We start from the raw sequence: 7,964 nt of genomic DNA, 5'->3' as shown, positions 1-7,964 counted from the left end.
GCGAAGGTTACATGATATCAGCGAGACTTGGAAACTATCTCATCAAATTAGTTCCCCCATAGAACCCCCTTGAGCCATCTGGCACACTTTTCTCTTTTTGTCAAATTTTATGTTAAGAAAGATGTGACTAATGGATAGCCTTAAAAAGGGGGGAGAATACCTCAACTTAATTGTATTCTCAAGGAACAATAGATTAAACCCCTGTTGCGATAAATGCCGTCCAATAATAGGGATTGGCAAAGGGATAGGGTTCACGTTTAACCGCAGCTTCTAATAAGTCTTGGAATTTTCTTCTATCCCGTTTACTCTCAAAGACTTGATCGAGTAATTGCTGGAATTTTTGACTATCTTTAATTCTGGCTAATTTTTTACTATTCAATGTTCTTAACCAAGTTTGAGTATGATTTAAAACAATAGCGATACTTCCTTCATCTCGGATAGAAATCCGTTTAAGATCGTGATAAAATTTAGTCATAAATAACGTGGTTGCTAGGGGATCTACTGTCCAAAGGGTGCTAACTACACTAGAACTACCTGCAAATAGAAACCCACTCGGTAAACCTACATATTCATCACTAATACTATCAGCTTTACTTTCAATTATACCACTTTCACAAGCAGAAAAAGTAACTAAACGACATTCTCTTAAGTCAAATTTTTCAAAGACTTCTGCTAGAGTAAGGTTAGCTGATTCTCTTAAGTTACCGTCTGGATCTGCTAACATTAAAGCAGAATCTCTAGGGGATTCATTATTAAATTTACCATGACAGGAAAAATGAATACAATGAGATGCTTGTAATTCTTGACGACGGTTTTCTAGGGTTTGTTCTGATGCTTCTAATTCCCCAATAATAATGGTTTTTTCTGCAGCAAATCCTTGACTAATTCTCTCGATTTCTAGATTTGCACCTAAGAGAGGTTTTAGGTCTTTTCTGGTGGGGTTTTTAATGGCAAAAAGACGAGTAAAGTTTTCTCGCTGTGATAATTTTACCAGTTTTAAAAGTTGGCAACTGGGAACGTATCCCACACCATTAGAAAAGCGTTGATAGAGAAATTGTCCATTTTTTAGGGGTAAACAATGAAGGGGAATAATATGTAAAAACCAATGGGGAATTATGATTAGACGAGAGCAGGATTTAGGAATCAGTTCTAAAAGTTCATCAATCTGGAGAATTTCTGAGAGTTGATTTAAACAAGAATTAAGATTATTAATCCACTCGGTTTTATTATTTTCATAAGCGTCACGATAATCTTTAATAAAATTAATCAAATTCTCTCGATCTGTTGCTGAAGATTGCCAAACTTTAACCCCTTTTACCTCACTATTCCCCCCTTTGGAAGGGGGGTTAGGGGGGATCAAACCTTTTGACGGGGGGTTAGGGGGGATCAAACCCTCATTAGTAACAATAAACGCCATAATACTATCCCCTGTAATATACCATTCTAAAATAGCAGTATCTTGATCAATTAAGGATTGAATGTCACTTAGAGGAATGCTTTCAACCTTTTGAGTTAAGCTAAAAGTGGGGTCTATGGGAGTTATTTCACGGTCAATGAGTTGACTTAATTCTTGTTTTAAATGATTGAGGTGAGTATAGTCATTTAAGATGGGTTGTCTTTGTTCATCTAGGGTTAAAATTTCTCCCCGATTGCGGGTTTGTTCTTGGATGGCTAACTGTTGTTCTTCCCCAATAATGGCACGACGGAGGCGATCTAATTCGGTAATAATAGTTTGGGGGATATTACCTTTAGGATAGATATCTCGATCGGTAAGCAATTGGACTAGATAGCGGGTTTTGCTACGTTCAACGTATTCTAAGGCGCGATCTGGTTGATTGAGGTTGAGATAGGATTGAACTATGCCATGATAAACATCCATTGCATCGGAGAGGATTTCTTGTTGTCGTTGAGGGTTTGAGGCTTCGAGTCGGGTATTTTCTACTGCTTCGATGGCTAAGTTGTAGCCTTTGATAGCGGTTTCCCAGTCTTTGATCAGGTTAGCAGTATTTCCTAAGTTTCGTCCTGTTTGTAAACAGTCTACAGGAAAAGCCGTGGGGGTATATACTTCTAAAGACTGGTTACAAGCTGCAATAGCTAACTCTAGATTATCTGCCCTTTCCCCTCTGATGCGATATGGATAAGTAGCACCCAGATTATTTTGTGACCTTGCCCATTCATAAGGAAAGCTATCACGGGTATATATTTCTAAAGACAGGTTATAAGCTGCAATAGCTAACTCTAGATTATCAGCCCTTTCCCCAAGAATGCGAGTTCGATAAGCAACGCCCAGATTATATTGTATCGTCGCCCACTCATAAGGAAAGCTATCACGGGTATATACTTCTAAAGACAGGTTATAAGCAACAATAGCTAACTCTAGATTATCAGCCCTTTCCCCAAGAATGCGATCACAATAAGCAGACCCTAGATTATTTTGTGAGCTTGCCCATTCATAAGGAAAGCTATCACGGGTATATATTTCTAAAGACAGGTTATAAGCAACAATGGCTAACTCTAGATTACCTGCCCTTTGCCCTTTGATGCGAGTTCGATAAGCAACGCCCAGATTATTTTGTGACCTTGCCCAATCTTCAGGAAGATCATCACGGGTAAACACTTCTAATGACAGGTTATAAGTCGCAATCGCTAACTCTAGATTATCTGCCTTTTCCCCTCTGATGCGATCACTATAAGCATTTCCCAGATTATTTTGTGACCTTGCCCATTTATAAGGAAAGGCATCACGAGTATATACTTTTAATGATCGGTTTGAGGCTATGATAGCTGACTCTAGATTATCTGCCCTTTCTCCTCTAATGCGTAGACGATAAGCTTCTCCCAGAAGATTTTGTGTGTTTGCCCATTGTTCAGGAAAGGCATCACGGGTATATACTTCTAATGACAGGTTAAAAGCCGCAATAGCTAATTCTAAATTATCCACCGTTTCTCCTCTAATCCGTAGACTATAAGTAGCGCCCAGATTATTTTGTGACCTTGCCCATTCATAAGGAAAGGCATCACGGGTATATACTTTTAAAGATTGGTTAAAAGCCGCAATAGCTAATTCTAAATTATCCGCCGTTTCTCCTCTAATGCGTAGACTATAATAAGCTTCTCCCAGAATATTTTGTGTACTTGCCCATTCATAAGGAAAGGCATCACGGGTATATACTTTTAAAGATTGGTTAAAAGCAGCGATCGCTAACTCTAGATTATCTGACCTTTGCCCTTTGATGCGAGTTTGATAAGCATTCCCCAGAAGATTTTGTGTAGTTGCCCAATCTTCAGGAAAAGCTTCACGGGTATATACTTCTAATGATAGGTTATAAGCAGCGATTGCCAACTCTAGATTTTCTGCCCTTTCCCCTCTGATGCGCTCACTATAAGCCATCCCCAGAATATTTTGTGACCTTGCCCAATCTTCAGGAAAGCTTTCACGGGTATATACTTCTAAAGACTGGTTAAAAGCCACAATAGCTAACTCTAGATTATCTGCCCTTTCCCCCAAAATGCGTATACTATAAGCAGCACCCAGAATATTTTGTGTCCTTGCCCAATCTTCAGGAAAGGCTTCACGGGTATATACTTCTAATGACAGGTTATAAGCTGCAATAGCTAACTCTAGATTATCTGCCCTTTCCCCAAGAATGCGATTTCTATAAGCAGCACCCAGATTATTTTGTGTCCCTGCCCATTTTTCAGGAAATGCTTCACGGGTATATACTTTCAGAGCTTCTTGATAACAAATAATTTCCTTTTCTAAATTTTCCCCTTTATCCCCTCTGATTCTCTCACTATAAGCAGTAGAAAGAAAACTATAGTGTATACCTGCCCAATCTTCAGGAAAAGCATCAAAAGTATAAACTTTCAACGCTTTTTGTAAGCAGGAGATCGTCACTTCTAAATTTTCTGCTTTATCCCCTCTGATTCTATCTTTAAAAGCAAAGGCCAGAAACATTTGTGTATCTGCCCAATCTTTAGGAAAAGCATCAAAAGTATAAACTTTCAACGCTTCTTGTAAGCAGGAGATCGCAGTTTCTAAATTGTCAGCTTTATCCCCTCTGATCCTGTTATAATAAGCAATAGCAAGGTTATTCTGTGTCATTGCCCAATCTTCAGGAAAAGCGTCAAAAGTATAAACTTTCAACGCTTCTTGGTAACAAGTAATTTCCTTTTCTAAATCCTTAGCTTTATCCCCAACTTCACTTTCAACAGGAGGAGTTCGATTTGCTCCCTCTGGCACAACTTCCCATTCATAACCCACTTCCTCACAAACAGTGATGCAATTCAGACTTGAATTGGCTGTTTCTATTGTTTCAACGCTAGGTACAGGAAAATTCTGTTCTCTTAATTGTCGTGCAAAATCAGTTGCATCTGCTAAAGCTTTAAACAGTAATATTGTCTCTTTCTCTTTCTCTTTACTACTTATTGACTGACTCAAAAAAATAGCTAAGTCTTGCGGATTAACTCGTAAATTTTGTAAAATTATCGCTGTACTTTCCCTCTCTTGAAAAATCCCAGTCAGTAAATGCTCTGTATCAACGAGTTGACACCCTAGTTGGTCAGCAAATGATAATGAATTTTCTAAAACTATCCTCGCAGATTGGCTAAAGGGAATTTCTAGAGGAACATTTCCTAGCCCCCTTCCTAGAATTTTTTCAACTTCAATACGAGCATTTTTAAGCGTTATTCCCTGCTGTCTTAAAACCTGCGATGCAATTCCTGTTCCCTCAGCAATTAACCCCAAAAATATAAACTCTGCTCCTACGCAATTATGCCCCAACCGACGCGACTCCTCCTGCGCCAGCATAACAACCTTAATCGCCTTCTCTGTAAACCTTTCAAACATAACTTAGACTCCCGATCTTGACTAAAACACAAAATACACTTGGGCAAAAGTATCATCTAACAGATGTTGACGGCGTTGTAGGATAGGATAAACCACCGCAGGATCATTACTCTCATCTTCTGCTTGTAAAACTTCTAATAAAAACTCCTGATATTCCTCTATAGTTCCCGCTTGAGGGTTGAGATATTGCCCCAACTGTTGCACCATATACCGAAACCAAGCCGCGGCATCATTATTTCCTTGTTGTTCTAACCCTGTTGCATAGTTTTCCATCACCTGCAAAAATTCAGGATCAATCAATTTCTGATTAGCTTGCAGGATATTGGGTTCCTCACCATCAGCACAAGTGAGCAACTGTTCAATTAAATTAACATAAGCTTGGCCGCGTTGTTCATTCATAGTCTTAACTAGGATTTTTGTGATTATGTGATGAACTGTGATGTTTTTTGAGAGAGACCAACCTTATGATATAGTGTGATACAATAAATATTCGTGATTGTCAAGGGGGATCGATGCCAAATTTGTTTGATATATTCCAAGTTTCTGCCTTAGAACATATCAAACAAATTACTTTTCTGCACAAATAACTGTCATTACAGCAACTTCTTTGTCCAATTGATCTCCTATTTCATCTTCAACAACGTCCAGATCGTAATCCATTTGTAATCCCAGCCAAAATCGCGGTGACATATCAAAATAACGAGCTAACCGAAGAGCTATATCCGCTGTGATAGGCTGCTTTCCGTGAACGATTTCGTTAATACATTGTTCGGGAACTCCAAGAGCCAGAGCTATTTGATTCTGACTAAGGTTCATTGGCTTGATAAATTCCTCTAAAAGAACCTCACCGGGATGAATTGGCATTAGTTTATCTTCATTCATTATTTTACCTCAATGATAATCAACGATTTCTACGTCTAGAGCATCACCGTTTTGCCAGACAAAGCAAATTCGCCATTGATCGTTAACCCGAATGCTATATTGACCTTCCCTGTCACCAACCAGACGTTCCAATCGATTTGCTGGTGGGACACGAAGATCTTGCAGGGTTTCCGCACGATTAAGCATCCGCAATTTTCGCAATGCCACTTGTTGGATATCTAATGGCAATTTACGCGAATGTTTACGTTCAAAAACTTTTTGAGCTTCTTTATCTTTAAAGTTTTGGATCACTCTCTAAACAATTTCTTATCCTACTTTTAAGTATATGACGTAAGGATGATCCGATGGCAGAACTGGTTGGGGAACAGGCCAGACAGTGACTTCTGCGAATGCGTCTGGGGCCAAGATGACGCGACGACAAATGAGCGCGGTAGCCTTCATGTTGGACATACTAACAACACCTTAGCCTGTTGTCAATGTCCCCAACAGTTAAAAACACCTCATATTCTTCTATATTTCTCGCTTGAGGATTGAGATATTGCCCAAAGTTTTGTGCTAAATCAATCTGCATGGTTATTATTGTATCCTTATTATTTTAACCCTGTTGCATAGTTTTCCATCACCTGCAAAAATTGGGGGTCAATCAATTCCTGATTTGCTTGCAGAATATTAGTTCGTTCCTCATCATCAGTACAAATGAGCAACTGTTCAATTAAATTAACATAAGCTTGGGCGTGTTGTTCATTCATTGTCTGTACTGTGATTGATCTGATTATGTGATGGACTGTGATTTTTTCGAGAGAACGACTCGATGATATTTAGATAAGCTTGGGTGCGTTTTTCGTCCATAACCTTAATCCGATGCTTTCACAAAAGTTTTTTAAATTCTTCAATAGACATTCCGGCACCTTTAATAATTGTTCCCATTGTATAAGCATTAATTGGATTAGCTCTGGGAATTGTTAAGATATGCTCTCCATCAGTCATTGTAATATGTTTACCCTGTCGAACAATCCTAAATCCTGCTTTTTCAAAGGCTTTAATGGCTCGTTGATGATTAATTCCGGGAAGACTAGGCATGATTTAATTCAACTTCCACATAACAAGATTCTACACCTTGATTCAATTCCTCGGCAACTTCTAAATAAGACACAATAGCATCTTGAATATTATTGAGAGCTTCTTCTTTTGTTGTACCTTGAGAAGCACAGCCGGGTAAACCGGGACACCAAACAGCATATCCTTCTTCTGTTTTCTTAAGACTGACTTTATACTGCATATTTTTATAATAATAATCGTTGTCAGTTATTATAGCACGGCCATCATTAATCTCTGCTTCTGCTTGTAATACTTCTAATAAAAACCCCTGATATTCCTCTATACTTCTCGCTTGAGGGTTGAGAAACTGCCCCAACTGTTGCGCTATGTTCCGTAACCAAGCAACAGGATTATTATTTCCTTGTTGTTCTAACCCTGTTGCATAGTTTTCCATCACCTGCAAAAATTCGGTATCAATCAATTCCTGATTAGCTTGCAGAATCTTATTGAGTTCCTCATCATCAGCAGAAGTGAGCAACTGTTCAATTAAATTAACATAAGCTTGGGCGCGTTGTTCATTCATTGTCTGTACTGTGATTGTTATAATTATATTTACGATTGAGGAGGAAAAGGAATAATAATGTAGCGAATGACCGTTCCTAGTAAAGCCGTTCCCAAAATTCCGATTAACGTCCAAATCTGGGCCTTTTGAGAGCCTTTCAATTCTTTGGTATCTTCTTTCACCCTCTCAATATCCTTGTCTAAAGCATCGACCTTTTCTTCTAATCTAGCTTGTCCAACCTCTAAATTAGTGAGGCGACTATTAATATTTTCTAGTTTCTGATTAATTTCACCTAAAACTTCTTTAATATCTTGTTCAATAGTAACTGACATCTGATGATTCTCCTAATAATTATCGGAATATAGGCACGACTATCACTATTTTATAGCTGGTTATAATTAAATTAAAAATGGATTTTAGGTTCGATCCCCCCTGCCCCCCTTGATAAGGGGGGTGCCGATAGGCGGGGGGATCCCCCCTGCCCCCCTTGATCTGTCCATTAGTCACATCTTTCTTAACATTTCAAACCTTTGTAGCACAGGGCTTTCAAGACTCGGTTAACAATCTGTAATATTCCTTGTTGACACCCTTAATGACAAAGAAAAAACTGAAATCAAGTCAGGATAAGGGTTA

General features: G+C 38.6%; 7 protein-coding genes and 1 pseudogene. All 8 read right to left on the bottom strand.

What is annotated here, in order from left to right; translation table 11 throughout:
* Positions 1–193: 193 nt before the first annotated feature.
* The 8 genes and pseudogenes from O9290_RS06340 to O9290_RS06305 all read right to left on the bottom strand — a co-directional run bounded on the left by O9290_RS06340 (position 194) and on the right by O9290_RS06305 (position 7,663).
* Complete coding sequence (locus O9290_RS06340; RefSeq protein WP_288086828.1) at positions 194–4,849, bottom strand: DUF3110 domain-containing protein; 4,656 nt, start codon at positions 4,847–4,849, stop codon at positions 194–196.
* Positions 4,850–4,885: 36 nt separating this feature from the next.
* Positions 4,886–5,248 (bottom strand): annotated as a pseudogene (locus O9290_RS06335) (hypothetical protein); the annotation flags it as partial.
* A 168-nt stretch (positions 5,249–5,416) separates the two neighbouring features.
* A complete protein-coding gene (locus O9290_RS06330) occupies positions 5,417–5,731 on the bottom strand; it encodes a HigA family addiction module antitoxin (RefSeq protein ID WP_036399402.1) in 315 nt (104 codons plus the stop codon).
* A gap of 9 nt (positions 5,732–5,740) precedes the next feature.
* A complete protein-coding gene (locus tag O9290_RS06325) occupies positions 5,741–6,022 on the bottom strand; it encodes a type II toxin-antitoxin system RelE/ParE family toxin (protein ID WP_002740810.1) in 282 nt (93 codons plus the stop codon).
* Between the two features lie 299 nt (positions 6,023–6,321).
* Positions 6,322–6,480 carry a hypothetical protein gene (locus O9290_RS06320; protein ID WP_288057369.1) on the bottom strand — a complete coding sequence of 53 codons (159 nt, stop codon included), beginning with the start codon at positions 6,478–6,480 and terminating at the stop codon, positions 6,322–6,324.
* Between the two features lie 118 nt (positions 6,481–6,598).
* Positions 6,599–6,811: a type II toxin-antitoxin system HicA family toxin gene (locus O9290_RS06315; protein ID WP_002759169.1), complete on the bottom strand. Its 213-nt coding sequence runs from the start codon at positions 6,809–6,811 to the stop codon at positions 6,599–6,601.
* On the bottom strand, positions 6,804–7,010 hold the full coding sequence (locus O9290_RS06310) for a type II toxin-antitoxin system HicB family antitoxin (protein WP_039900529.1): 207 nt from the start codon (positions 7,008–7,010) through the stop codon (positions 6,804–6,806). Before O9290_RS06310 ends, O9290_RS06315 begins: the two co-directional genes overlap by 8 nt.
* 371 nt (positions 7,011–7,381) lie before the next feature.
* Positions 7,382–7,663: a hemolysin XhlA family protein gene (locus O9290_RS06305; RefSeq protein WP_002800934.1), complete on the bottom strand. Its 282-nt coding sequence runs from the start codon at positions 7,661–7,663 to the stop codon at positions 7,382–7,384.
* Positions 7,664–7,964 lie beyond the last annotated feature (301 nt).

The organism is Microcystis sp. LE19-41.2A, assembly GCF_027530405.1.
Lineage (GTDB): Bacteria > Cyanobacteriota > Cyanobacteriia > Cyanobacteriales > Microcystaceae > Microcystis > Microcystis aeruginosa.
Note: the sequence above shows the minus strand (reverse complement) of the source record. Positions and strands in the feature narration are given on the sequence as shown.

Bases quoted from the DNA above. Each gene is read 5' to 3' on its own strand.
- O9290_RS06340 (WP_288086828.1), bottom strand. From the start codon at position 4,849: ATGTTTGAAAGGTTTACAGAGAAGGCGATTAAGGTTGTTATGCTGGCG.
- O9290_RS06330 (WP_036399402.1), bottom strand. From the start codon at position 5,731: ATGAATGAAGATAAACTAATGCCAATTCATCCCGGTGAGGTTCTTTTA.
- O9290_RS06320 (WP_288057369.1), bottom strand. From the start codon at position 6,480: ATGAATGAACAACACGCCCAAGCTTATGTTAATTTAATTGAACAGTTG.
- O9290_RS06315 (WP_002759169.1), bottom strand. From the start codon at position 6,811: ATGCCTAGTCTTCCCGGAATTAATCATCAACGAGCCATTAAAGCCTTT.
- O9290_RS06310 (WP_039900529.1), bottom strand. From the start codon at position 7,010: ATGCAGTATAAAGTCAGTCTTAAGAAAACAGAAGAAGGATATGCTGTT.
- O9290_RS06305 (WP_002800934.1), bottom strand. From the start codon at position 7,663: ATGTCAGTTACTATTGAACAAGATATTAAAGAAGTTTTAGGTGAAATT.